The following is a 21,944-nucleotide window of genomic DNA, read 5'->3' on the forward strand; positions in this document are numbered from 1 at the left end:
ACCGAAAAACTTACCGCATGATAAGAAGGCTGGTCAAAAGGTGATTTTTCCTCCTTTCGACCAGCCTCCAGCTCTTTAAATAAGATACGTAAAACAGTCGCTTCGGTACATGATTTTCGAATATTCAAGAACGGTTCCGGACTTTCGATCCGTGCAGCCGGATTCCAGCAGCAGAAGTGGAACGAGGCTTGGACATTTTAAGAGCTCTCTTTCCTTTTTCGTTGGGAAGACGACGCTAAGTTGACTCTTCATCGGTTCAAACTCGGTATAGCCGTGCTGCCGATAATAGTGAAAGGTTGAAGTAATCTCTGTTCCTTCCCGCTCAATGTTGGCAAAAGTAGATTGAGATAAAAACGACGTATGTACAGCTATTGGATAGCCTTCAACTACACGCAGCCGGCTGATTTTGTATACCGTCTCCTCTTTTTTTACCCGGAGAACATGATAGATGAAAGAATCATATGGAATCTTTTCGCAGGCCAGATTCTTCGTTTCAAAATCATAATTCAGCTCCCTCATCTTTTCACTAAAGCTCGTATCCCCAGTCAATATGAGCGGAATTTGCAGCTTTTTATTTTGGACATAGCTCCCTTTTCCTTGCACAGAAAAAATATAGCCGAGCTCCTGCAACCTTTCATATGCTTTGCGTACCACGATTCTTGGTACGTTACAATCATCTGCCAGCTCATTTTCCGACGGCAGTTTATCGTTAGGTTTATAGTTGCCTGCCTGTATTTCCGCAATCAGTCGATCAACCAGCATCGCTTTTTCGGACATTTGACATCGCTCCCTTCGAACCTGCTTTTAACCGACAGGCTTGAACTTCGAAACGGCTACTACCGGCTCATGCCGCCGTCATCATCCGTGCCTCTTCAAAAAAGCATCAACATCATTAAGCTCTTCAAAATGCTCTTCAAGCTTTTCTCTCGACCAATCCCACCAGGCAATTTCAAGCAATTTATTGGCCACCTCTTCTGAAAATCTTCTCTTAATCGGTCTGGCAGGAGAGCCAACGACGATTGTATAAGGCTCGACGTTTTTGGTGACGATCGCGCCGGAGCCAACGACAGCTCCTGTGCCGATTTCAACACCCTTCATAATAATCGCCCCGTGTCCGACCCAGACATCATGCCCAATTTTCACCCTGTGAGTACGGCGCCAGTCAAACAGGGCCTCATCATCGTTTTCCGCAAAACGATATGCTGCTTTACGATAGGTCAGATGATGCTGAGTAACTCGGTCCATCGGGTGCTGAACAGGATTAATGCAAACATGAGAAGCGATCGAACTGAACTTGCCAATTTCCGTATAATTGACAGTCACATCCTCCATCGTATATGTGTAGTCACCAAACGAAGATTCGACAATCCGATTATTAGGACCAATTGACGTCCACTCCCCGATCTCACTTTTGATAATTCGGCTCGACTCTTCAATATTAGGCAGTGTGGAAAGCTCTTTTTCTTTTTTCGTTTGATCAATAAGTACCATATTATACACCCAATCTTTCTTTTCTTAATTTGAGTGACTCAAGTGCTTCCACCCCTGGGCTTTTGCTTCCTAACAGCACCGGAGCTTCCCCATATGAGCCATGAAAATCCGAACCGCCCGTCTTCACGAGCTCATATTTGCTGGCGAGCTCCATTGCTTGTTGCTCATGCTCTTTTGTATGCAGCGGATGCCAGACCTCGATCCCTTCTAAGCCCACTTCCACCAATTCCGGAACCATCTCAAAATTGCGATATTGTCCAGGATGAGCAAGCACCGGCACCCCTCCCGCCAGCCGAATCACCTTTACAGCCGTCTTAGCATCAATATAATTCATTGGAATATAGGCAATCCCCGGCTCTTCTCCATTTTGACCACGGCTAAACAGCTTTTTATAGAGCGGTCCATAAATTGAATCCGTATACCCCGCTTCAATCAGCGCCTGCATAATATGCTGCTTGTACACGCCGGTTCCTCCTTCGGCCAGCTCCAGGCAGCGTTCCCATGTAATCTCATAGCCGGCTGCCAGCAGGCGCTCTGTCATCTTCTGAGAAGCGCGGTGTCTTTGTTCCAACAGTGGCCGGCAAACTGCATCGATTTTCCAATGTCCCGGTTCAATAAAATATCCTAAAATGTGAACACGTCTCTCTCTGCTAAAATCAAAGCCGGAAACCTCAATTCCCGGAATCACTTCGATCCCCATCGTCCGGCCTGTTTCCATCGCCTCTTCAAGTCCCTTCGTTGTGTCATGGTTCGTTATAGCCACATGTGTTACCCCCTGTTCGAGAGCCAGTGCCAGGACAGCCTCAATCGGCAGCGGACAATCGGAGATATTCGTGTGGCAATGGAGTTCTACTTTCATGGCAACCTCCTTGAAGCAAGTCTTTCTTCTAAAATACCTTGGCACCAAGTATGAAAGGTTAATAAATCGTAAAAATCTTTTTAAGGAATTGTTAACGCGAAACAAGAAAAAGCCTCAAAAGGGCTTTATTCAACCTTTTGAGACTCTTCCTAGCGACGTTTGTGCTTCAGCAGGAAAACTAATTTTCTGCTAGTTTCCGCAGCCACAATCATATTGTGGAAATGTGTATTCCTTATACAGTTTGCCACCTTCCAATTCCCCTGTATCCGTTTCGTAGATTCTGACTAAAGAGGCTTTATCCTGATAAGCTAATATGCCCGCTTGCTCTTTCATCCCTGCGGCTGACTCGACCGGATATTCATTCATATCAATACAAAAATCGTCATGCTTGCAAACATCATATGTCACCGCATAATAAAATTTTTCCATCGCGCCCATCCTCTCTCCTATTCAGAAGCGGCAGGAATACGGCCGCTCAGCACTGCTCCTCCATCTGGATGATTAGCGACATGCAGCTCGCCGCCGTGCTCCTCCATAATTCTCCGGGCAATCGTTAATCCTAATCCAACTCCGCCGGTCGCCCGATTACGCGATTCCTCGCCGCGGTACAATGGTGCAAAAACATGCTGAAGCTCTTCAGCGGTGAAGCCCATGCCTTCATCACGGAACGTAAAGCTGACATTTCCAGCTATCTGTTCATATTCGATAACAATTTTACCATTTTGAGGGGAATGCCGCACTGCATTATCCAACATATTCGTGAGCGCTCGTTCCAGTAAATGCGCGTCTCCTAGAACAGAGCATGATGCCTCAGCCTCTTTTACTAAAATAGATACATCCCGTTGCCGCGCCTGCGGTGTGATCGTATCGACCGCTTGCTTGCACACCTGGCCGAAGTCCACAAGCTTTCGTTGAAGCGGGCTTTCCCTATAATCCGTCTTCGTAAACGTAAACAGCTCTTCCACGAGATGGTCAAGCTGAGCCGACTTTTCCTTGCAGACCGCAACATATTTTGAGATTTGCTCCGGCGACCGGGCGACTCCCTGCTCCAGTCCATCTAAATAGCCGCGCAGGGCGAATAAAGGAGTGCGCAGATCATGGGCGACCGCTGCAATGACAAAGCGGCGCTCTTCTTCAAGCTCAATCTGTTTCCGGAACGACTCCGTAAGTCCTCTCACCATCACTTGAAACCCGTCGCGAACATCGGCGATTTCCTTCATTCTCGATGAAGGCAGCTCCACCTCAAAATCCCCATCCGCCAGTCGGCGCGCGTTAAAGCTTAATTGCTCGAGCGGTGTGATGATCCAGCGCCTCATCGCCAGACCAATGAGAAACAGCGCCAGAAGAAATCCGGCAAACGCCGCGATCAGCTGAATCGCCCGGGAATTTTGCTGATAAACGACGACACGGGCTGTGACGTTTCCATCTTCGACAAGCGAAAATTGTTCACTTATTGTAAAACGCCTCTCACCCGCAGCATTTGATTGAAAAATCACCTCACCCGCAGCTGAAACGATCTCCGCTTCAACATCCTGCTCTTGCAAGTAAGCGGAAAATTGCATTTGCCAGGCTTGATCTGTCCAGTTTTTCATATTAGCTTCAATCAGCCGCGCTGTCTGTTTAAGATTGGCTTGCTGAGAGTCCGTCGGATCAAAGCTGAAAGTCTTTGTGTTGATGACATGAGCAGTCACTAAGAACACCCACGGAACAAGAGAAATAAAAAATAAGCTGAGCAAGGTAAATTTACGAATCCGAATCGTTTTCATCTCGTTCTCCTATAAAGCGATAGCCAATCCCCCAAACATTGACGATATATTGCGGCTCATTTGGCTCCGCTTCAATTTTTTCGCGCAGTCTGCTGAGATGGACGCGCACGGTATGTTTATCGCCAACTCCGGCCCAAAACTTCTCAAGCAGCTGTTCATATGTAAACACCTGCTTAGGATGCTCGGCCAGCAGCTTTAATAGTTCGTATTCCTTCGGAGTGAGCGAGACCTGTCTGCCATCGATCTTTACTTCTCGCGTCGATACATTCAAGCTAAGCCCGCCGTAATGCAGTACCATGCTTTTTCGGCCCTGGCTGGACACACGGCGCAAAACAGCTTTCACCCGGGCTACGATCTCCCCTGGCGAAGCTGTTTTGACGATATAATCATCGCCTCCGAGAGCGAGACCGCGAATTTTATCAACATCGTCGCTGCGGGCACTTAGAAACAAAATCGGCACGTCGCTTTTTTGACGAATATGACGACATAATTCGAAGCCGTCCGGTCCCGGCATCATAATATCAACGATCATACAGTCGATCGTGCTTTCAGCAAACAACACCAGCGCTTGTCCGGTGTCATAGGCTGTTTTCACTTCAAATCCGTCATTTCGTAAAAAATCCCGTAACAGTTCAACAATACTTTGATCATCGTCGACGATTAACACCGTATGCTTCATCGATCCCCACCCCTTTCAACCACAACCAGTTTACCATTTTTCCCGCAGGCAACAAACGAACGTAACAAGTTGTGATCCTTTTGTGATGCTTTTGCTCCTTATTTTGAGACAGATGATTGCTATTCTCATTTTGTATAAAGCTAACTTTCAAAACGGAGGTCCCCACCATGCATATTCAGATTGTCCTGTTTGATGGCTTTGATGTATTGGACGTCATCGCCCCATATGAAGTATTCACAGCGGCTGCGGCCTGCTGCGACCAAGAAGTCACGGTCGAGCTCGTCTCGGCCGAAGGAGCGCGGCTTGTACGCAGTGGCGTTAACCAGCTGCCTCTTCAGGCGAACGCCGGACTCGATCCAACGCGTGACGGCCTGATCCTCGTTCCAGGGGCGGCTGGAGCGGTTGATGACGGCCCGGACTCGATCCCGCACAAATTACAGCAGGCCGCCAATACAGAATTAGGTCCTCTTCTTAAAGAGGCGGCGGGAAAGCCTGATCTTCTGCTCGCGACAGTGTGCGGCGGCTCGCTTATTTTAGCGATGGCCGGATTAGTAGCGGGACGTCATGCCGTCACCCACCATCTCGGAATGGAGCTATTAAAAGCGATGGACGCCATTCCTGTTCACGCCCGCGTCGTCGATGATGGCGATCTTGTCAGCGGCGGCGGTGTCACGTCGGGACTGGATGTGGGTCTATATTTGGTCGAACGGGAGCTTGGGCCGCGAATTGCCCACGCTGTTGAACAGCTGTTTGCCTATGAGCGCCGAGGAACGGTCTGGAGTAATAGCGGCAGCACCCCGCTAGAGACAGAGCCGCAAGCGGAAGATGAATTCCCCGCTCTACCTAAAGCGGATGCCAGTCCAACCATTGAGGGAGATTGGGAGGCGACAATCGCTACCCCAATAGGAAAGCAGCACGTTTTATTCAGCTTCACCAACAAGGATGGCCGGCTCACCGGGACAGCGACACAAGGAGAGGAAACCGTCCGCTTAGAACAGCTCACCTTTAAAGGAAACGAGGGCACGTGGTCGATGAATGTCACTAAACCAATGCGGCTTTCGCTTAAGTTCCGCGTAGTGATCGATAATAACCATCTCCATGGAGAGGCAAAAGCCGGTCTGCTTCCAGCATCGAGATTAACAGGCAGACGGACTTCCTAGCGAGGTGACGACTATGTATTCTTTACTTGTTTTCGTTCATGTCGCCAGTGCCTTGTTTCTCGGCAGCTTCCTTTCGCTGCCCTTCGTCGTTCACACAGTTACCCGCCGGACAGGCAAGGAGCGAAAGGCAGCCCTGCAAACGATTATCAGCTTGACCCGGGCCGGTCATTATGCCTTGCTTTCTTTATTCGTGACAGGAGGCTGGCTTGTCGTCTACTATTCTGCCCACCCTTCCATGCTCTGGGTCGGACTGTCTGTATCCTTGCTCATCCTGGCAGCCGGATTGATCGGGATGATGACAAAACAATTGAAGCAGATAAGCGCTGAAGATCGGCCGAATCTCGCAAAAGTGAGAGCGTACAGCTGGCTGACAGCGTTAATGATTATTGCTTCTTTGTTCATCATGACGAACCGTCAGCTGTTTTCTTAGAAAGGAGACCTCATTTATGAAAAAAATGATAATAATCGCGCTCGGTTCCTTCTCTTTGATGTGGGTGCTGCATACCTTCTCAAAAAACTTCATCGTTGATCCAAGCCTGAATTCTTTTCTTTCCCGCAAGGATCAACTGCTTACAAATGAAGCGCTTTGGCTGCTGATGGTCCGGCTTCACATTGCTCTTGCCATCCTCTCTCTGATAACCGGCCCCCTCGGCGCGATTAAGGCGCTTCGGCAAAAGTCGCTGAGCTTTCACCGCTGGAATGGCCGAATTTATGTGCTGTCGATTTTGTTGAATTTCATTCCCGGTGTCTACGTCTCCTTTTTTGCAACAGGAGGCTGGATCAGCACCATCGGGTTTCTTATATTAAATACACTGTGGCTCGTCACCACATTTCTCGGCTATTTCTATGCAAGGAAACGACAGATCGCTCTGCACAGCCGCTGGATAACAAGGAGCTTCCTGCTTTCCTTCGCCAACATGACGATTTATATCATTGTCGCCATTAGTCATCATGCAGTCGGTTTTTCTTACGGGGCATCCTACACGATCGCCGTCTGGCTCTGCTGGATCATCAACCTGCTGCTGGCCGAATGGATCATTCACGGGAAAATGTTCACAGCTTAGGTGCTGTAATTTCTCTTACATATTGACAGATTAAAAAGGAAATCCGGTAGACAAGCAGACAAAACTAACGTCGCCGGTCTACCGGATTCCCTTTAATTCCACCACTCTTCACTAAATGATATATCCAAAATTTAACAGAATTGACTCTAACCGTTCTTTACTTGTTTATCGTTTGTACCTTTCAAAATCTGACTATTCCATCCCTGCAATCGCCTCTTCCGGAATTGTTTCGTCATACACGCTTGCTAAATCAATCGCTTCTGATACCAGTTCGTAATCCTCTGCTATTTTTGCCGTAACCTCATAGGATTCCTGGTTGATCTTCCCAATCTCATCAGGTGAACTACCTTCCGGAAGGATTAATCTGGCAATTTCTTCAAGCATTGTTTCTTGATGCTCACGCGTAGAGGAACCGTCTGTGATTTCACTCATCACAATATCAATTGCCTCCTCCTGATTTTCTATCGCATACTGCCATCCTTGTATGACCGCTCTTACTGTACGTATAGCCAAATCACGATTATCCTCGGCCCATTCTTCAGTAGCAATTAGTACATCCTCCAGCATCGCTGTTCCCGCATCCTCTACACTATAGACATACAAGTCATCTTCCGTATAACTGTTTTCCAGAATAACATGGTATTCGTTATAGATAGAGGCAGAAGCTACATCTAACTGATCGTTAAAAAACTGATCCATGGTAAAACCCTGTCGTACAAGTTCAATGTCCAGTTGTGGATTAAGTCCATGCTTTTCTAAAAACGCAAGTACTTGAAACTGCTGGCTGCCCATCCAGCTGCCTATTTTCTTTCCTTTCATCTTTTCGACACTGTCTATTCCTGTTGATTTCTTTGCGACTAAGCGATTACTGCTTTTTTGCAAGATCTGCCCAATTGAAATGATTGGCAAGCCATTATCCCGATTTACCAAAAGACTGTCGACTGCCGTGATTCCCACATCTGCAGCTCCATTAACGACTTGCTGTTCGATAATAACATCAGGTCCTCCGGGAATGATTTCAACATCAATCCCCTGCTCTTCAAAAAAGCCTTTTTCTTTAGCAACAAACACTCCTGCAAATTGTGCTTGTGGCACCCATTTCAATTGTATGTTGACCGGGTCCAGTTCTGTGGAGGCTTCTCCCCCTCCATTCGTTTCATCCGTATTGGAAGAAGAATCTGATTCATTACTTCCACATGCGGCTAATAACAATGCAATCATCAGAAACATGCTTGTCCAAAATGTAAATTTTTTTCTCTTATCCATATTATCTTCTCCTTTTGGAAGTTAGTAACTTCGTTGTGATTTTCGTTTCCACGGCATGAGAACTAGCTCCAGTCGATCTACAAGATAGTAGAGAATAATGCCCATCATTGCAGCGAGTGTAATACAAGCCCAGGCTAATGGCATATTTCCTAGCTTTATTTGATCAGAGAGTAAATAGCCTAGACCTCTAGAGGCGATAAAAAACTCCCCAACTATGGCACCAATAATACTTGTCGTCATGTTGATTTTTAAACTGGCTACTATATTGGGGAGACTATGGGGCAACCTGATTTTTATGAAAATCTCCCATTTACTCGCTGCGTACGTTTTAGCCAATTCAAAATAGGATTTGTCGATTGAAGTCATCCCTTTAAAAGCATTGACACACATTGTCGCCATTGTCAGCACAGTAACAATACCAATTCTTGACAGAACGCCATCACCGAACCAATTATTCATAATGGGAGCCAGCGCGACAATCGGGATTGCATTTAGTGTTGCGACAAGCGCGACCCCGCCCCGACCACTATGAGGGAAAAAGGAAGCAAAGCCAGCTAGAACAAATCCTAAAAAAGAGCCGAGCAGGAACCCTCCCAAAATTTCAATTCCAGTAAAGCCTGCATATAAAAGCAAAATATCTGATTCCACTCGAATTTCCCGTATGATATCTAATGGAATCGGCAACTGATAAAGTTCCAGCCCGAATAGCTTATGAAAAAGCTTCACCTGCCACATGATTAAAAAGAGAAGCCCGACAAGCACTGGATAAAATTTCATATGGTTACGTTTAATCCATTCCAAGGCTGGAAACTTAGCAACGGGTTTCACTTTTGCAATCGTTTGATGATCTAGTTTCATTATTCCCTCTCCTTTCCTCTAAACTCTGGTTGCCAAGGAGTAATCATTTTCTCCAATAGCGAGATAAGGAGATAAGCCAGCATGCCAATTAGCGCACTGGTTAGAACCGTCGCCCAAAACATATTAGATTGAGAAGAACCATAATATAAACTACTAACCATTACTACTCCTATCCCATCTTGCGCCCCCATTAATTCAACCACCATCGCAGCAGTCATCGATAATGGAGCCGCCAGCTTAAGACCCGAAAATAAATGAGGCAAGGATGAAGGAATAGCCAATTTCACATAATAGAACCATTTCGAGCTCGCGTAAGAGCGAAATAATTCCTGTTCCTCCTTTTTCACACCGTATAATCCGGATAACATATTAATTGTTACTGGAAAAAACGTAACATAGGCTGCCATCAGTATTCTTGATAACTCGGCATCCCGGACAATACCAAAGACGATAGGAGCCAACCCTATAATTGGTATCATTTGCGAAGATATAATATAGGGGGTTACAATTTTTTCAAAAACTTGAGACAAGCTCATTAACAGAGCCAAAATGATACCGACAAGAGCACCTATACTAAACCCCAGTAAAGCATTTGAGAAAGTAATGCTTCCCTGCTGTGCCAATGTAGGAACATTAGATATACTATATATCACTACTTCAAATAAATACGGCCATTTTGTTTCCGGGTTTGCTACTGGAATCACATTCCGGATTGACCAAGCTGCTAATTCCCAAAGAAGTAAGCACCCCGCCAACCAATAAAAGGTGTCTTTTGTTGGTAACCTAACCCTCATCTATTGCCCCTCCATTGAAACAGTTCCTCACCTGCGACACATAATCATGAAACTGAAGGTCATCTCTGATGGAAAGTGTTCTAGCCGAATCCGAAAACTCAACGTCGACAATATGATTTACCCGACCCGGATGGGCAGAGAGAACAATGATGCGATGAGAAAGAAAAACAGCTTCGGGAATACTGTGAGTAACGAAAACAATCGTTTTCTTTGTTCGTTCCTGTATTCTTATTACTTCTAAATGCAGCTTTTCTTTAGTGAACTCATCTAATGCTGAAAAAGGTTCATCCATTAATAGAATAGGAGGATCATAAGTAAGAGCTCTGGCGATTGCTACTCTCTGTTGCATTCCCCCGCTCAGCTGCCAAGGATAGTGCTTGGCGAATTTCTCTAAACCTACTATTCGAAGCTGCTCCATTGCGATGTTTTTGCGCTCTTTCTTATTCGTTTTTAAAAATTCAAGAGGCAGGGCAACATTATCCAAGACAGAACGCCATTCTAAAAGAGTAGGCTTTTGAAAGATAATACCGAAATCTCTATTTAACCGCGCTTGTCTGGCTTCATTGCCATCGACGACAATTTTTCCACCAGTCGGTATTAGCAAATCCGAAATTAGCCTTATTAACGTTGATTTCCCACAGCCGGACGGACCTAATAATGAAACAATTTTTCCCGCGGGAATATTTAAATTAATATTGCTTAAAGCCTTGATTGTTTCGTTCTGCGCCAGAAATTCCATGTCTATTTGGTCAATCACAATTTCAGATCCCACCCTATCCACTCCTTTCTAAAGTTACGTTACACTTTACTAGTCTTTTACGGATTAAACCTTTACTGCATAGCCCCCCTGTAAATAGGATAATATCTCTGCATTTAAATAGTCTGGTTTTATCAATTCATTTTCAATTTCATTTTTCAGCCATTCATCTCGATTGTCCCGAGCCTGCTTAAGGAAAGCTTTGGATAACACATCGATGCCAAAACAGGTTGCCGCAAAATACAATTGAGTGGTCTCCCTCACTGAACTAATATTCATAAGTTTAACTAAGCCTGCTTTTGTACAAGATGCAGATGCCGTTTCCCGCATAAATTGAGCTGCGGAGTCCTCCACCTCCGTCAACACTTGTAGCGGATTTGGAAAATCAGATAAATAATTAGCCATGTAACGTCCGGCCACACTGCAAATCTCCTGCCAGTTTTTTCGAGACTCCTCAGGAAGCCATTCAACAGCCAGAAACAACATCAAAGAATGGTGCCTGAGCATACTGTAGCCTTCTGGAAGAGGAGCATACGGTTGAAAAACATCATTTGTGATTCCAATTCGTAGCCGGGATTGATCCAATAGCGCTTTCTTCAAAACATTCACGTCCATCCCATCAATCTGCAGAGAAAGGTAGAGTTGATATAAAAAGAACGACCAGTCCGGGATAACCGTGAGCTGCGCCTTATCCATCTTCATCTCTGGATAACACCCCATCCACCTTCCCAGAGGAGCTGATTCAGGATCTATAAAAGCAAGATTAAATAGCAGTTCACTTCCTTTAAAGGGGGAAGAATCAGGAAGCAGTGCTTTCACGATTTCAACCGTTTCATCAATCCACTTGGATACTAGTTCTTCATTCAAAATACTGACTTGCTCTAACTGATTCAAAAACTTCTCATCAGGATAATACATTAACTCCCTCCTCTTTAATCATTACCTACCTTCAAAACCCGCGACTAGGTCTGATGGTCTAACCATTTTGACAACAAAAAATATTCTGAATAATTTGATACTAACTCTAGTAACTTTGCCACAAACTCAATTCTTTCCATCGAGCATTTTAATGATTTCAATACTATAGTCGAGATTTTGTTCGAGAGCTTTCTTTGCTTTTTCACCATCCCCTTCCATAATTGCCTCGAGAATGCTGGCATGCTGCTTATACAATTCCTCTGAAACTTCTGGAAAAGAATACATCTTCAGACCGTTCGATTGGAGATTCCTTGTAACAATATCAGAAACGACAAACGATATTTCAGATAAGGTCTTATTATATGCAGCATTGGACATCGCCTTATGAAAATCTAAATCAGCATTTATCTGCTCCTCAAGATTTCTGGACTTCATTTTCTCTAAAGCAAATTGCATATGATCTATATCACTTTGCTTTCTCCTCTCGGAAGCAAGCATCGCAACCCCGCCTTCTAAGATTTTTCTGCTTTCCAACAATTCGAGCGATGTCTCTGTTGGAACAAATAGAAACGGATACAGATTTGTAATTAGCTTCGTAACTTGAGGATTTCTTAACGTTGTTCCCTCCCCCGGCTTAGATTGAATGACATCAAAGAATTCGAGTACTCGTAAGGCCTCTCTAACAGAGGTTCTGCTTACCTGAAGGACCTCTGACATCTCTCTTTCCGGTAACAGTTTGTCTCCCGGTTGTAAATTTCTTTGCACAATATCATCTTTGATTCTTAATAAGACCTCTTCAAATTTCCTATTCGTTTTAGATATTGGTTTCATAATATCTCCCTAATGTCGAAAGTAATTACTTTTATCCATTTGACGGCTTTCTATATATGAATTTCCCTCGTCCCTCTTCACCAATATAGCTGCCCTTCTCTGATACGACTTCTCCGCGTGATAGAACATATTCAATCGAGCAATTTACCTCTTTTCCTTCAAATGCATTATAATCGACATTCTGAACTTGGGAAGCTTGCGAGATAATTCTTGGTGCATCTGGATTGAGAATGACAATATCAGCATCAGCGTTCACTTTTATTGTTCCTTTTTTTGGGTACATTCCAAATAGTTTAGCTGGGTTCGTACTTGTAATTTCCGCAAATGTGTTTAAAGCCATTTTCTTTTCCAACACGCCATGGTGAAAGACGATGCTATATTGATCTTCTATGACCGGTACGCCATTTGGAATCCTGGCAAAATTTATCTCTCCTAAACGTTTCTTTTGTTCATACTGAAATGGGCTATGGTCAGAACCAATCGTTGACAGAGTCCCTTCTGATAATCCCTGCCAAAGCTTTTCCTGGTTCCATTTTTCTCTGAGTGGTGGAGAGCAGACATATTTTCCCCCTTCCTGCCCTGGCCTTTTTAAGTCTGTTATATCTAAAGCTAAATATTGGGGGCACGTCTCTCCATGAATCCTGCTTCCTCTTTTCTTAGCTTTTCTGATCTCTTCCAATGCTAATGAGCAACTAACATGAACAATATATAAAGGAGCATCTACCAGTTCGGCAATTGTTATAGCCCTATGCGTTGCCTCCGCTTCCAATTCCGGTGGCCTGCTCAAACTGTGATATACAGGGTCTACTAGCCCTTTATCAATATGCTCTTGAACCAACCGATCAATCACATCGCCATTTTCTGCATGAACACATGTGATAAAGCCTAGGCGAGCTGCCTCTTTTAAAATGTCGTACATCGTTCCATCATCTACCATAAAGACATTCTTATAGGCCATAAATAGCTTAATTGAACTTACTCCCTCATTAAGAAGTTTCGGCAAGTCGTTTAGCATTTCTTCATTGTAATCATTAATAATGACATGAAAACCGTAATCGACATTACAAGGTTTGGCTCTTTCCTTCCACTCCATTAAGTCTTCAAGTAGCGTTTGCTCCGGCCCACGGTTAGTAAAGTTAATAATTGACGTAATCCCTCCTACTGCCGCAGCTTTAGACCCGGTGATAAAATCATCTGCTGTTTTCATATCTGCAAAGTTCCAATCGAGATGAGTGTGTACATCAATCCCTCCAGGCAGAACATAGCAACCGTCAGCATCTATTCGCTTGTCAATATCAACATTTCTATCGAGGTCCGCCCCTATCTCTTTGATCGTTTCTCCCTCTATTAGAATATCTGCTTTTTGTACGCCGTCCTCCATTACAACGGTCCCGTTTTGAATCAATGTAACCATGATGCTCCCCCTTTACAATTTTTCTCGCTCAAATTGCTGACCAGCATGAACATCTCGCCGATCGGCCCCAGCCTCATTACTTCATGTCCTTTTTCCAGAAAAGTAATCCCGGCTTTAAAAACAGTGCTTTCATGTTTCCCACTCCTCCAATTTTATCTGGCAATGACTTTTGATTTTTTTATCTGAGGAACATTCCCAGCTAAGAAATCAATAACTACTATGCCCATAAAGCTAAAAAACGCAAGAATAATGGAAAAAAACGTATTTGTGATTCCTATAACAAAAAGGCTTAAAGGAAAAACGAGAGAATCAATCATGAAGGTCGTTAAGCCGAACGATAGACCGAACTTCATATTCAGCATTTTCCCGGACAATGATCCACCACCTAAACTGGAGTCTGTCAATCCGAGCACCCCCAGCCCCGCCCCTATAATAAGTCCTCCCAATAAACTACCTGCCCAAACATTGTCCACTCCTAAACTGAAAGATAGAGGTTCTAGAAATCCCAACATGATTGAGCACAAAATCATACTAAGAATTGATTGATTAAAGAGTGGCTTGCTTATCCGCCATGCAAGGATAAATAAAGGGACGTTTAAGAGGAAGTAAGAAACCCCAATATCATAATTAAACCAATAATAAAGCAAATTGCTGAGTCCCACGATACCACCTGGTGATATCTCATTTGGAAGCGCAAAAATAATATTCCCTACTACAAAAAGGAAAACTCCCAAAAACATCAAAATGACTCTTTTTATCAGCTCTTCATCTCCTCATCTAAAACTAAATTAAATTTATCCCGCAAAAGATTGTCTAATGGTCTAACCAATGTAAACACATATTATCAGATAAATCTGAATAGAAATAAGAATCTGTTTCATTATCTAACATTCTTTTTAAATATGGGTTTTCAGTAGAAGTGACGTTTATCCGGGAGGAATCATCAAAGAAGGCCCGGGGCAAAAGGTTGAATTCCTCCTTTTCCCTCGGGCCTTAAAGCACTGTCACTTCTCCACCACATCGATAAAATCAGCACGCTGCTTTATAAAGTAACCTTCCAGCATCTGCTCCAGCTTCCCGCCAAGTCGGCCATATTCCTCATCGGCTTTTTCAATTAGCCTGTAAAACGGATCTTCTTCGCTTTCATCATGTTCGAGCGCTTGATACAAGCTCCATAATTTTTGCCCATATGCTTTTTCAATTCGCGCACAGTCATGAGCGCCAATCTTCTCAAGCGCGGCTATCAGCTCCTGAAAATAATGCTCACTTCCTACCGCTTCAATCATATCCTCTGCCGCTGAAAGGAAGCCTTCATGGCCGCCGCTTTCCATCCCGGAGTAGTAGTGAAACAGATTGAACGCTTCATTGACTGCCTCACTTTCTGTCGGATACTCATATTCCACAAGCGCTGCAATCACCGCGTTCCAGATTTCTTCAGGCTGCCTTACTTCCTTTTTGTTTACTTTCGGCTTCTTCATCCACCCACGCTCCTGTTCTTGATAAATCCTGCTTCCATCATACCTCACACAAGCCAACTATCGCACGAAAATACCGGTAATCCGCTTTTCATCCGGTTTAGCATTATTATATAATGACAGCAACTGGAGTACTTTCATCAGAATAGCTTCGCGGGGCAAATGATCGAAAAATAAGGAGGACTAAGGAGATGACAAAGAAAAAACCTCAGCCGGTGCGTATTAAAGAAAACAATTGGACAATTGACGAGTATTACCGCTTGCCTGAAGATGGAAACCAGTATGAAATCATTAATGGTGTCCTGGAAATGAAGCCTTCTCCAAGCACGACCCATCAGCGTATCAGTCACAAGCTTGAGCGAACACTGACAGACTCATGCGAATCAGAGTACATTATCTTCGATGCCCCAATAGACGTCGTTCTCTCTGAAAAAGAGACAAGGCAGCCGGACATTTTACTGATCCACAGAAGTCGTGAACATATTATTGAAGAACATGCTATCGTCGGACCGCCCGATCTGGTCATTGAAATCATCTCACCGAGCACAGCGAAACAGGACCGGACCGAAAAGCTGGAATCGTATGCCCGCTTCGGCGTAGCTGAATACTGGATTGCCGATCATGCCAACCTGACAATTGAACAATATGGCTTACGTAAAGAAGAAAGTCGCTACCAGCTGCTGAACTTTTTTGCGCAGGACGATACTGTTTTTTCTGAACGAATTGCTTGTGCCTCATTCGTCGTAAAAGACGTGCTGACGATCAAAAAATCGCGCGGCGGCTCTTCTTAGAAGCAGCAGGCGGCGCTCTTCCCTCAGCTACTTTTACAACAGAAAGACAGGCGGGCCGAATCGAACAGCCCGCCCGGATACTCCTTTTTATGCTATTGACCTTTTGCTCGACGAACCGTTACGGTTTCGCCGGCGATCCCCCAATTATCCGTTTCAACTTCATCAATCGTCACAACTGTCGTATTCGGATTTTTTCCTAAAACATCGACGAGCAATTGCGTCGCTCCGCGGATCAACTCCGCTTTTTTCTCTTGTGTTACATCTTCCTTCGTAATTTTAATGTTTATATATGGCATGCAAATGTCCCCTTTCATTATGAGTAGTTGCCTGATCGTATCGAATTCCGCCGACAAGCAGGAGCGCACCGAGGAAGACAGCGCTCGCAGCTCCGATTAAAGCTGAATGATAACTCCCCGTGTATGAGGAAAGGATGCCGGCAAGTGTCGGACCGATCATCTGGCCTCCGGCATAAACCGCCGTTAAATAGCCAATGACGCGATTGCTGTTTGTCAGACTTATTTGCCTCGCTAATGTCGTTGCCAATGTCGTAATGCCGATAAACGTCGCGCCAAACAGGCAGGCGCTGATGAGTAGACTGACTTGCGACAAGGAAAAGACAGGCAGGGCAATTCCCACGGATTGGAGAACCATCGCCATCATCAATGCCTTGCTATAGCCCGTTTTTTTCGCGAGCATCGACCAGATGATGCAGGATGGCACCGCCGCTAAACCGACAACCGTCCAGACAACTGTCGCGTCACCATTAAAGGCCGGCGTATTGGCGGCAATCGCGACAATGAACGTTCCTGTTACGATATAGCCGAGTCCTTCCAACCCATAGGAGGCAATTAACCATGGCAGCCACTTACGGGGTGGCGCGGGCGCGGCGCTGATTTGCTGTTCCCTTTTCGTCGCGGGGCCCGGTGAATCTTTGAGCCACAGCCAAATGAAAAGCGCGAGAAGAACGCTGACAGCCGCCAGTCCAATCCAGACTCCCTGCCAATCAAACAGATGATGCAAGCCGGGAATAAATAAGGTAGAGAAAAAGATTCCAAGCCCGACTCCTGAATAGAACAGACCCGACCAGCTCGTTCTCCCCGTTGCTGCCAGCTTATCGAGCACGATGCTTGAAGCAAGCACAAAAATCAACGCGCTCGCCACTCCGGAAGCAAGCCGTAGCAGCAGCATCAGAAAATAGGAAGTGGTCAGCCCCATACTGAGCGTCGTCACAATGCTGACAACCAGGCCGGACCTGACATAGAAGGTTTTTCTTTTGGCCAAAGGAAGCACTCCTGCTAAACAGGCTCCGATTAAATAGCCGGCGTAATTGCTTGAAGCAAGATAGCCGGCGTCTGCATCCGTAAAGAAAAGCGCCTGTTGCATCAAGGGAAGAAGCGGGGTATAAGCAAATCTCCCAATTCCCATCGCAACAATTAAGGCAAAAATGCCTCCTGTCAAAAGGAGCAAAGGATGCTTCGTCACTCTTTCACCTCCGTTCTTTTTTATCTTACCTGTTTTCTGCTATATGGTATAATACGTAAAATATATATTCCGCTATCTGTATTTTATATATCAATAGGAAAGGTGGGATTCCAATCGATTTTCAGGCATTACGATTTTTTCAGGCTGTTGCCAGATTAGGCAGTATTTCCAGGGCGGCAAATGAGCTCAACTACGCACAATCAAATCTCACCGCCAAAATCCGCCAATTGGAAGCGACCTTGCAAACGACGCTTTTTTATCGCCATAACCGCGGTACGACCTTAACAGAAAAAGGAAAATTACTCCTTTCCTATACAGATGAACTGTTTCAGCTTTTAGAAGAAATGGAAAGCGTCATGAGGGATGATCAAACGCCACAAGGCTCTTTAACGATCGGTTCGATGGAAACGACGGCCGCGGCCCGCTTGCCAGCGTTGCTTTCAACCTTTCACCGCCAGCATCCTGCTGTTGATCTGACCTTAAAAACCGGACCGACCGAACAGAGCATTCAAGGCGTGCTTCACTATGAGCTTGACGGCGCATTTGTTGCCGGGCCCGTCGAGCATCCCGATCTCGCCTGCGAAACGGTGATTGAAGAGGAGCTTGTGCTTCTCACTGATACGCACCATCAGCCTCTCTCTTCTTTACGAGATATCGAAAACCGAACCATTCTCGTCTTTCGCAACGGCTGTTCATACCGGGCCCGCTTCGAGGACTGGCTGCGCTATGAAGGGGTGATTCCGGAAAAGATGATGGAACTTGGCACACTCGACGGGATTATTGGCTGCGTCTCAGCCGGGCTCGGGGTCAGCCTGCTTCCGCGCAGCGTCGTCGAAAAGCATAGCGAAGCAACTCAATTGGTGCTGCACCCTATTCCACGACAATTCGGCAAGGTCAACACGCTCTTCATTTACCGCAAAGATCAGCATCTGTCCGCTTCCTTGCGCGAATTTATGAACCTCTCTCTCATGCTCTAAGTTGGGGATAGAAATCCAGGCTGCTAAAAAGTGAAGGTTCACTTTTTTAGCAGCCTGGATTTTGTCCTACATCGTATTCAATCAAAAAATTCCATATGCGGTTTATCCTGTCTGTAGTATGCAAGGCGATCCTGTAATGTCCCTGTATGAAATTCAAATTTATGACCATCCGGATCGGTGAAATATAGCGAGCGCTTGTCTCTTTCATCCCGCAGGCGCCCCGGCAAAATCGTCACATTGAGCTTTACCAGCTTTTTGTATAAAGAATCAATCTCTGCTTCATCGACTGTAAAAGCAATATGGGTGTACGATTTGTTTATTTCATTGCGCGGAATATCTTTTTCAACATTTAAAGCAAGCCACATCCCGTTCAAATCAAAATAGGCGGTGCTTCTCCCCTTGACCAGTAATTTCGCCTCAAAGACATTTTTATAAAACTCAATCGACTTTTCTAAATCAGACACAGAAAACAAAAGATGATTGATTCCTTTGATCGACATCCTCTCACCTCAGAAAATCATTTTCTACTTCGTTTTTCCTTCGCGATAACAAAAGCTGCGCCACGAAAGCGAGAACGGGCAGCTCGAGCAACGGCCCAATTACGAGCGTTAAGGCGATTAACGGTTCATCGGGAAACGCCGTCATCGCAATCGCCAGTGCAATTGGGGAATTTCTCGCTAATGTTGTTAGGCTTAAGCTTGCCCGGTCTTTATAGGAGAACTTCATCAGCTGACCGACCTTTTGACTAATGATGAAGTTTACGAGAAAGAAGCAGAAAAGCGGAAGGATCATGTACCATAAGACATCGAGGTTCGCCAGCAGCACCCTTCCCTGCGAAGCAAACATCGCCGCAATCGCCAGGCAGAGAAACACGATTGGCAGCGTGCTGACCCTTGCTAACAGCTGATCTGCCAGTTGACGCTTCTGCCTTAGAAAAGCTTTTGTGCATAACGCTAAACCAAATGGAATGACTAACACGATAGTGACACTTTCGACGAAAAGCGAAAGCTCAATGACACCGGTCGCGCCTCCGAACACGAGCAAATAGACCGGCAGCAAAATAACCTGCACAATTAAATTTAAAGGAAGGATCGCTGTCGAAAGCGCCACATTTCCTTTCGCGATTCCGGTAAAAATTAAGTACCAGTCCGTGCACGGCGTCACCATCAGCATCATAAAGCCGATAAAGATCGCCGGGTGATCAGCCAGAAATACGAACGCCAAAGCGGCGGCGAACAGCGGTGTCCATACAAAATTAATCAATAATGCCGTTATAGTAAACGTGACGTTTTTACCTGATTTCGTGATATCCCTGAACGGAATTTGCAAGAAAGTCACATAGAGCATCACTACCAGCAACGGCATAATTACCAGCTCGGCATGAGCGCTGATCGATTCGAATTGGCCGAGGCTCAATCCAATGAGGACCGCCGCCAAAATTAGCACCGAGTACCACTTTTCAATGAGGCTCATCCGGCCATCTCTCTCCTTTCATGCTGTTCAGTTTAAATTGCGCAGAGCCTTGATGGCGGCGCGCCTCCTGCAACCGGCGTTTCTGCTACAGGATCAGCTACATCCCTTGTTACTTCCTTAGATATTGCCAGACTGATAGGCGCCTGCCCGGTCACTTCCTGATGCGCCACATCAGCGTAAACCCTCGCTTCAGCCGTTTGATGACACAACACTTCACTAAGGTCTCGGGCAATCCTGGAAAGAGCAGATGAGCGTTAAAAAATAAGTGCTAGAATGATCGTAATGATGAGATTGTTTGCCGCGGCAAACAGCAAAATGGATCTTGCGGCGCTTTTCGGTTCTTTGTGCCGTGCCGCCATTCGCTCATGCAAATGTTCATCAGGCGGCACGTAAGCTGTATACGTCGGCTCTGCACCCCTGCTCCCATGGTACAACGCCCGATGAAACGGAACAGCTGACAAGAAAAAAATAACCGCTGCGATAAACCCGGCCATTTGCACAAGCCCGGCCTGACCTGCTGTAACCACCGCCAAAAGAATAAGGAAGACATAGGAACCGGCTGAAAGCAGCAAGGAATACAGAAACGACTTCATCATACCCCTCCATTTCGACTCTCTTTCTTGAAGCTTACCGCATTATCCGCTTGAATTCCACAGCTTTCCTGCTCATTCATCGACTCCCGGTTCCCGGCAATCGTTACAGGTTAAATACCGATTTCCTGCATGTTTTCTAGGATGATCCTGATTCTTTGCTTCATATCGACTCTGGTTAGATTTCCTCATTATTTTGATTTCATCACTTCTTCCCCACCCATTTCCCAGCTCCGTATAAGACAACTCCAATCGGGATTAGCCAGTAAACAGGAAATTCGAAAGGAACACCAAACGAAGGCATAAGATAAAGGCCGGCTATCACAATCCCCGATGCTCCTCCACCGAGCAAAAATAAGAGGATAAATTCTTTTTTTCTATTTATCGACCGAAAAGCAGACCAGCGGATATACCTTAATGCCCCTTCAACCAAAAGATAGGCGACGAGAATCGAACCAGCCACCCTGACGGCCAAGCTCCCTAAATAAAATTGATAAATCGTGTCCCCCATATCGAAGCCGTAACTGAGGATGGTCGCCAACAGCCCTGTAGAAAAAGAGAAAACGCCTAAAAAGATCAAGCCCATCATGGAAAGTATCTTTACGATCTCTTTCGGCATCGCTGTTGGCAGCTCGCCGACAATTTCCTCGGCGTATGCCTTTGGATCATCTCCAAATACTTCTTCGGCTGTCCGTCCTTCTTCCTGTGCTTCAAGGAGGTGGTCGAGCACTTCCATTAAGATTTCTTCCGTTTCCTGCTCCGATTTATTAAATGACGTTCGGATATATAGCAACAGTCCCTCATAATAATTTTCATTTTCCTTGTGTAACAGTTCGCGCTTTCGATTGTTCTCTTCGATCAGCTCTTTTACCCGCATCATTCTTCGTCTCCTTTTCCCAGCAGTTTATCGACGGGGCCTTTTAATTGCCCCCAATGCCTTTTAAAGTCCTGCAGCGCTTCCTCGCCTTTTTCCGTCAATGTGTAATATTTACGGTTTGGTCCGCTCGGTGATTTCTTCATTTCTCCGACAATTAGCTTTTCCTTCTGAAGCCGGAGTAAAATAGGATAAATCGAGCCTTCACTTACTTCGATACGCAAGGCATGAAGCTTCATCGTAAGCTCATAGCCATATATCGTTTCCTTTGAAATCACAGCGAGAATACATCCTTCGAGAATCCCTTTTAACAATTGGCTTCGTACCGACAAGCCCTTCACCTACCTTGCATTGCAATATAGTGACGCAAAGAGAAAGGACATACGTCCCTCTCAAGTATCTTGTATAACAATATAGTCAGTCTT

The 21,944-nt window shown here is 45.3% G+C and carries 28 protein-coding genes; 5 read left to right on the forward strand and 23 right to left on the reverse strand.

All coding sequences use genetic code 11. From position 1 onward, the window contains the following. Positions 1-75: 75 nt before the first annotated feature. The 6 genes from ABMB67_RS06650 to ABMB67_RS06675 form a co-directional block, all read right to left on the reverse strand. Positions 76-777, reverse strand: coding sequence for a GntR family transcriptional regulator (locus tag ABMB67_RS06650; RefSeq protein ID WP_354571441.1), 702 nt, complete (start codon positions 775-777; stop codon positions 76-78). Between the two features lie 81 nt (positions 778-858). Continuing rightward, entirely contained in the window at positions 859-1,491 is a 633-nt protein-coding gene (locus ABMB67_RS06655) for a DapH/DapD/GlmU-related protein (protein WP_354571442.1), read from the reverse strand. A 1-nt stretch (position 1,492) separates the two neighbouring features. After that, positions 1,493-2,350 carry a PHP domain-containing protein gene (locus ABMB67_RS06660; RefSeq protein ID WP_354571443.1) on the reverse strand — a complete coding sequence of 286 codons (858 nt, stop codon included), beginning with the start codon at positions 2,348-2,350 and terminating at the stop codon, positions 1,493-1,495. A 189-nt stretch (positions 2,351-2,539) separates the two neighbouring features. Then, positions 2,540-2,779 (reverse strand): hypothetical protein, encoded by a 240-nt coding sequence (locus ABMB67_RS06665; protein ID WP_354571444.1) that lies wholly within the window; start codon positions 2,777-2,779, stop codon positions 2,540-2,542. A gap of 17 nt (positions 2,780-2,796) precedes the next feature. Further along, entirely contained in the window at positions 2,797-4,116 is a 1,320-nt protein-coding gene (locus tag ABMB67_RS06670) for a sensor histidine kinase (protein ID WP_354571445.1), read from the reverse strand. Then, entirely contained in the window at positions 4,094-4,795 is a 702-nt protein-coding gene (locus ABMB67_RS06675) for a response regulator transcription factor (RefSeq protein WP_354571446.1), read from the reverse strand. The genes ABMB67_RS06670 and ABMB67_RS06675 overlap by 23 nt, the downstream gene beginning before the upstream one ends. A gap of 167 nt (positions 4,796-4,962) precedes the next feature. On the opposite strand from ABMB67_RS06675, the gene ABMB67_RS06680 reads away from it, so the two are divergent. From ABMB67_RS06680 to ABMB67_RS06690, 3 genes are read left to right on the forward strand one after another with little or no spacing between them, the layout of a single operon-like run. Next, entirely contained in the window at positions 4,963-5,955 is a 993-nt protein-coding gene (locus ABMB67_RS06680; protein ID WP_354571447.1) for a DJ-1/PfpI family protein, read from the forward strand. 13 nt (positions 5,956-5,968) lie between these two features. Next, a complete protein-coding gene (locus tag ABMB67_RS06685) occupies positions 5,969-6,385 on the forward strand; it encodes a hypothetical protein (RefSeq protein ID WP_354571448.1) in 417 nt (138 codons plus the stop codon). Positions 6,386-6,401: 16 nt separating this feature from the next. Then, positions 6,402-7,019, forward strand: a complete 618-nt coding sequence (locus ABMB67_RS06690) for a DUF2306 domain-containing protein (protein ID WP_354571449.1) — start codon at positions 6,402-6,404, stop codon at positions 7,017-7,019. Between the two features lie 192 nt (positions 7,020-7,211). Here ABMB67_RS06690 and ABMB67_RS06695 read toward each other — a convergent pair whose 3' ends face one another. The 9 genes from ABMB67_RS06695 to ABMB67_RS06735 all read right to left on the reverse strand — a co-directional run bounded on the left by ABMB67_RS06695 (position 7,212) and on the right by ABMB67_RS06735 (position 15,335). After that, positions 7,212-8,285, reverse strand: coding sequence for an ABC transporter substrate-binding protein (locus ABMB67_RS06695; protein WP_354571450.1), 1,074 nt, complete (start codon positions 8,283-8,285; stop codon positions 7,212-7,214). A 21-nt stretch (positions 8,286-8,306) separates the two neighbouring features. After that, positions 8,307-9,143: an ABC transporter permease gene (locus tag ABMB67_RS06700; RefSeq protein ID WP_354571451.1), complete on the reverse strand. Its 837-nt coding sequence runs from the start codon at positions 9,141-9,143 to the stop codon at positions 8,307-8,309. Beyond that, entirely contained in the window at positions 9,143-9,937 is a 795-nt protein-coding gene (locus ABMB67_RS06705) for an ABC transporter permease (RefSeq protein ID WP_354571452.1), read from the reverse strand. Before ABMB67_RS06705 ends, ABMB67_RS06700 begins: the two co-directional genes overlap by 1 nt. Then, positions 9,927-10,709 (reverse strand): ABC transporter ATP-binding protein, encoded by a 783-nt coding sequence (locus ABMB67_RS06710; protein WP_354571453.1) that lies wholly within the window; start codon positions 10,707-10,709, stop codon positions 9,927-9,929. The genes ABMB67_RS06705 and ABMB67_RS06710 overlap by 11 nt, the downstream gene beginning before the upstream one ends. Positions 10,710-10,760: 51 nt before the next feature. Then, positions 10,761-11,612, reverse strand: a complete 852-nt coding sequence (locus ABMB67_RS06715) for a hypothetical protein (RefSeq protein ID WP_354571454.1) — start codon at positions 11,610-11,612, stop codon at positions 10,761-10,763. Between the two features lie 126 nt (positions 11,613-11,738). Next, entirely contained in the window at positions 11,739-12,443 is a 705-nt protein-coding gene (locus tag ABMB67_RS06720; RefSeq protein WP_354571455.1) for a FadR/GntR family transcriptional regulator, read from the reverse strand. Between the two features lie 31 nt (positions 12,444-12,474). Beyond that, positions 12,475-13,857 carry a dihydropyrimidinase gene (hydA, locus tag ABMB67_RS06725; RefSeq protein ID WP_354571456.1) on the reverse strand — a complete coding sequence of 461 codons (1,383 nt, stop codon included), beginning with the start codon at positions 13,855-13,857 and terminating at the stop codon, positions 12,475-12,477. Positions 13,858-14,009: 152 nt separating this feature from the next. After that, entirely contained in the window at positions 14,010-14,597 is a 588-nt protein-coding gene (locus ABMB67_RS06730; protein ID WP_354571457.1) for a YitT family protein, read from the reverse strand. Positions 14,598-14,861: 264 nt separating this feature from the next. Further along, positions 14,862-15,335, reverse strand: a complete 474-nt coding sequence (locus ABMB67_RS06735) for a DMP19 family protein (RefSeq protein ID WP_354571458.1) — start codon at positions 15,333-15,335, stop codon at positions 14,862-14,864. Between the two features lie 188 nt (positions 15,336-15,523). On the opposite strand from ABMB67_RS06735, the gene ABMB67_RS06740 reads away from it, so the two are divergent. Next, a complete protein-coding gene (locus ABMB67_RS06740; protein ID WP_354571459.1) occupies positions 15,524-16,123 on the forward strand; it encodes a Uma2 family endonuclease in 600 nt (199 codons plus the stop codon). Between the two features lie 92 nt (positions 16,124-16,215). Here the strand turns inward: ABMB67_RS06740 and ABMB67_RS06745 are convergent, their stop codons facing one another. After that, the gene (locus ABMB67_RS06745) at positions 16,216-16,419 is read right to left on the reverse strand and encodes a 2-hydroxymuconate tautomerase family protein (RefSeq protein ID WP_251223194.1); all 204 of its coding nucleotides are present in this window, start codon (positions 16,417-16,419) and stop codon (positions 16,216-16,218) included. Continuing rightward, complete coding sequence (locus ABMB67_RS06750; protein WP_354571460.1) at positions 16,400-17,605, reverse strand: YbfB/YjiJ family MFS transporter; 1,206 nt, start codon at positions 17,603-17,605, stop codon at positions 16,400-16,402. The genes ABMB67_RS06745 and ABMB67_RS06750 overlap by 20 nt, the downstream gene beginning before the upstream one ends. A gap of 113 nt (positions 17,606-17,718) precedes the next feature. Here ABMB67_RS06750 and ABMB67_RS06755 point away from each other — a divergent pair, with 113 nt between their 5' ends. After that, the gene (locus ABMB67_RS06755; protein ID WP_354571562.1) at positions 17,719-18,582 is read left to right on the forward strand and encodes a LysR family transcriptional regulator; all 864 of its coding nucleotides are present in this window, start codon (positions 17,719-17,721) and stop codon (positions 18,580-18,582) included. 77 nt (positions 18,583-18,659) lie between these two features. Here the strand turns inward: ABMB67_RS06755 and fosM are convergent, their stop codons facing one another. The 6 genes from fosM to ABMB67_RS06785 form a co-directional block, all read right to left on the reverse strand. Next, positions 18,660-19,082 (reverse strand): FosM family fosfomycin resistance protein, encoded by a 423-nt coding sequence (gene fosM, locus ABMB67_RS06760; protein ID WP_354571461.1) that lies wholly within the window; start codon positions 19,080-19,082, stop codon positions 18,660-18,662. A 4-nt stretch (positions 19,083-19,086) separates the two neighbouring features. Next, positions 19,087-20,055, reverse strand: a complete 969-nt coding sequence (locus tag ABMB67_RS06765; RefSeq protein ID WP_354571462.1) for an arsenic resistance protein — start codon at positions 20,053-20,055, stop codon at positions 19,087-19,089. A gap of 32 nt (positions 20,056-20,087) precedes the next feature. After that, a complete protein-coding gene (locus tag ABMB67_RS06770) occupies positions 20,088-20,225 on the reverse strand; it encodes a hypothetical protein (protein WP_354571463.1) in 138 nt (45 codons plus the stop codon). Between the two features lie 84 nt (positions 20,226-20,309). Beyond that, complete coding sequence (locus ABMB67_RS06775; protein WP_354571464.1) at positions 20,310-20,648, reverse strand: hypothetical protein; 339 nt, start codon at positions 20,646-20,648, stop codon at positions 20,310-20,312. Positions 20,649-20,850: 202 nt separating this feature from the next. Next, entirely contained in the window at positions 20,851-21,525 is a 675-nt protein-coding gene (locus ABMB67_RS06780; RefSeq protein ID WP_251223200.1) for a DUF1129 family protein, read from the reverse strand. After that, positions 21,522-21,851, reverse strand: a complete 330-nt coding sequence (locus ABMB67_RS06785) for a PadR family transcriptional regulator (protein ID WP_251223201.1) — start codon at positions 21,849-21,851, stop codon at positions 21,522-21,524. Before ABMB67_RS06785 ends, ABMB67_RS06780 begins: the two co-directional genes overlap by 4 nt. Positions 21,852-21,944 lie beyond the last annotated feature (93 nt).

The organism is Halalkalibacter oceani, assembly GCF_040544555.1.
In the GTDB taxonomy this organism is placed as follows: Bacteria; Bacillota; Bacilli; order Bacillales; family Bacillaceae_D; genus Halalkalibacter; species Halalkalibacter oceani.

What these genes read in the sequence shown, in the direction of transcription:
- ABMB67_RS06650 (WP_354571441.1), bottom strand. Translation starts at nt 777, where the DNA reads ATGTCCGAAAAAGCGATGCTGGTTGATCGACTGATTGCGGAAATACAG.
- ABMB67_RS06655 (WP_354571442.1), bottom strand. Translation starts at nt 1,491, where the DNA reads ATGGTACTTATTGATCAAACGAAAAAAGAAAAAGAGCTTTCCACACTG.
- ABMB67_RS06660 (WP_354571443.1), bottom strand. Translation starts at nt 2,350, where the DNA reads ATGAAAGTAGAACTCCATTGCCACACGAATATCTCCGATTGTCCGCTG.
- ABMB67_RS06665 (WP_354571444.1), bottom strand. Translation starts at nt 2,779, where the DNA reads ATGGAAAAATTTTATTATGCGGTGACATATGATGTTTGCAAGCATGAC.
- ABMB67_RS06670 (WP_354571445.1), bottom strand. Translation starts at nt 4,116, where the DNA reads ATGAAAACGATTCGGATTCGTAAATTTACCTTGCTCAGCTTATTTTTT.
- ABMB67_RS06675 (WP_354571446.1), bottom strand. Translation starts at nt 4,795, where the DNA reads ATGAAGCATACGGTGTTAATCGTCGACGATGATCAAAGTATTGTTGAA.
- ABMB67_RS06680 (WP_354571447.1), top strand. Translation starts at nt 4,963, where the DNA reads ATGCATATTCAGATTGTCCTGTTTGATGGCTTTGATGTATTGGACGTC.
- ABMB67_RS06685 (WP_354571448.1), top strand. Translation starts at nt 5,969, where the DNA reads ATGTATTCTTTACTTGTTTTCGTTCATGTCGCCAGTGCCTTGTTTCTC.
- ABMB67_RS06690 (WP_354571449.1), top strand. Translation starts at nt 6,402, where the DNA reads ATGAAAAAAATGATAATAATCGCGCTCGGTTCCTTCTCTTTGATGTGG.
- ABMB67_RS06695 (WP_354571450.1), bottom strand. Translation starts at nt 8,285, where the DNA reads ATGGATAAGAGAAAAAAATTTACATTTTGGACAAGCATGTTTCTGATG.
- ABMB67_RS06700 (WP_354571451.1), bottom strand. Translation starts at nt 9,143, where the DNA reads ATGAAACTAGATCATCAAACGATTGCAAAAGTGAAACCCGTTGCTAAG.
- ABMB67_RS06705 (WP_354571452.1), bottom strand. Translation starts at nt 9,937, where the DNA reads ATGAGGGTTAGGTTACCAACAAAAGACACCTTTTATTGGTTGGCGGGG.
- ABMB67_RS06715 (WP_354571454.1), bottom strand. Translation starts at nt 11,612, where the DNA reads ATGTATTATCCTGATGAGAAGTTTTTGAATCAGTTAGAGCAAGTCAGT.
- ABMB67_RS06720 (WP_354571455.1), bottom strand. Translation starts at nt 12,443, where the DNA reads ATGAAACCAATATCTAAAACGAATAGGAAATTTGAAGAGGTCTTATTA.
- hydA (WP_354571456.1), bottom strand. Translation starts at nt 13,857, where the DNA reads ATGGTTACATTGATTCAAAACGGGACCGTTGTAATGGAGGACGGCGTA.
- ABMB67_RS06730 (WP_354571457.1), bottom strand. Translation starts at nt 14,597, where the DNA reads ATGTTTTTGGGAGTTTTCCTTTTTGTAGTAGGGAATATTATTTTTGCG.
- ABMB67_RS06735 (WP_354571458.1), bottom strand. Translation starts at nt 15,335, where the DNA reads ATGAAGAAGCCGAAAGTAAACAAAAAGGAAGTAAGGCAGCCTGAAGAA.
- ABMB67_RS06740 (WP_354571459.1), top strand. Translation starts at nt 15,524, where the DNA reads ATGACAAAGAAAAAACCTCAGCCGGTGCGTATTAAAGAAAACAATTGG.
- ABMB67_RS06745 (WP_251223194.1), bottom strand. Translation starts at nt 16,419, where the DNA reads ATGCCATATATAAACATTAAAATTACGAAGGAAGATGTAACACAAGAG.
- fosM (WP_354571461.1), bottom strand. Translation starts at nt 19,082, where the DNA reads ATGTCGATCAAAGGAATCAATCATCTTTTGTTTTCTGTGTCTGATTTA.
- ABMB67_RS06765 (WP_354571462.1), bottom strand. Translation starts at nt 20,055, where the DNA reads ATGAGCCTCATTGAAAAGTGGTACTCGGTGCTAATTTTGGCGGCGGTC.
- ABMB67_RS06775 (WP_354571464.1), bottom strand. Translation starts at nt 20,648, where the DNA reads ATGAAGTCGTTTCTGTATTCCTTGCTGCTTTCAGCCGGTTCCTATGTC.
- ABMB67_RS06780 (WP_251223200.1), bottom strand. Translation starts at nt 21,525, where the DNA reads ATGATGCGGGTAAAAGAGCTGATCGAAGAGAACAATCGAAAGCGCGAA.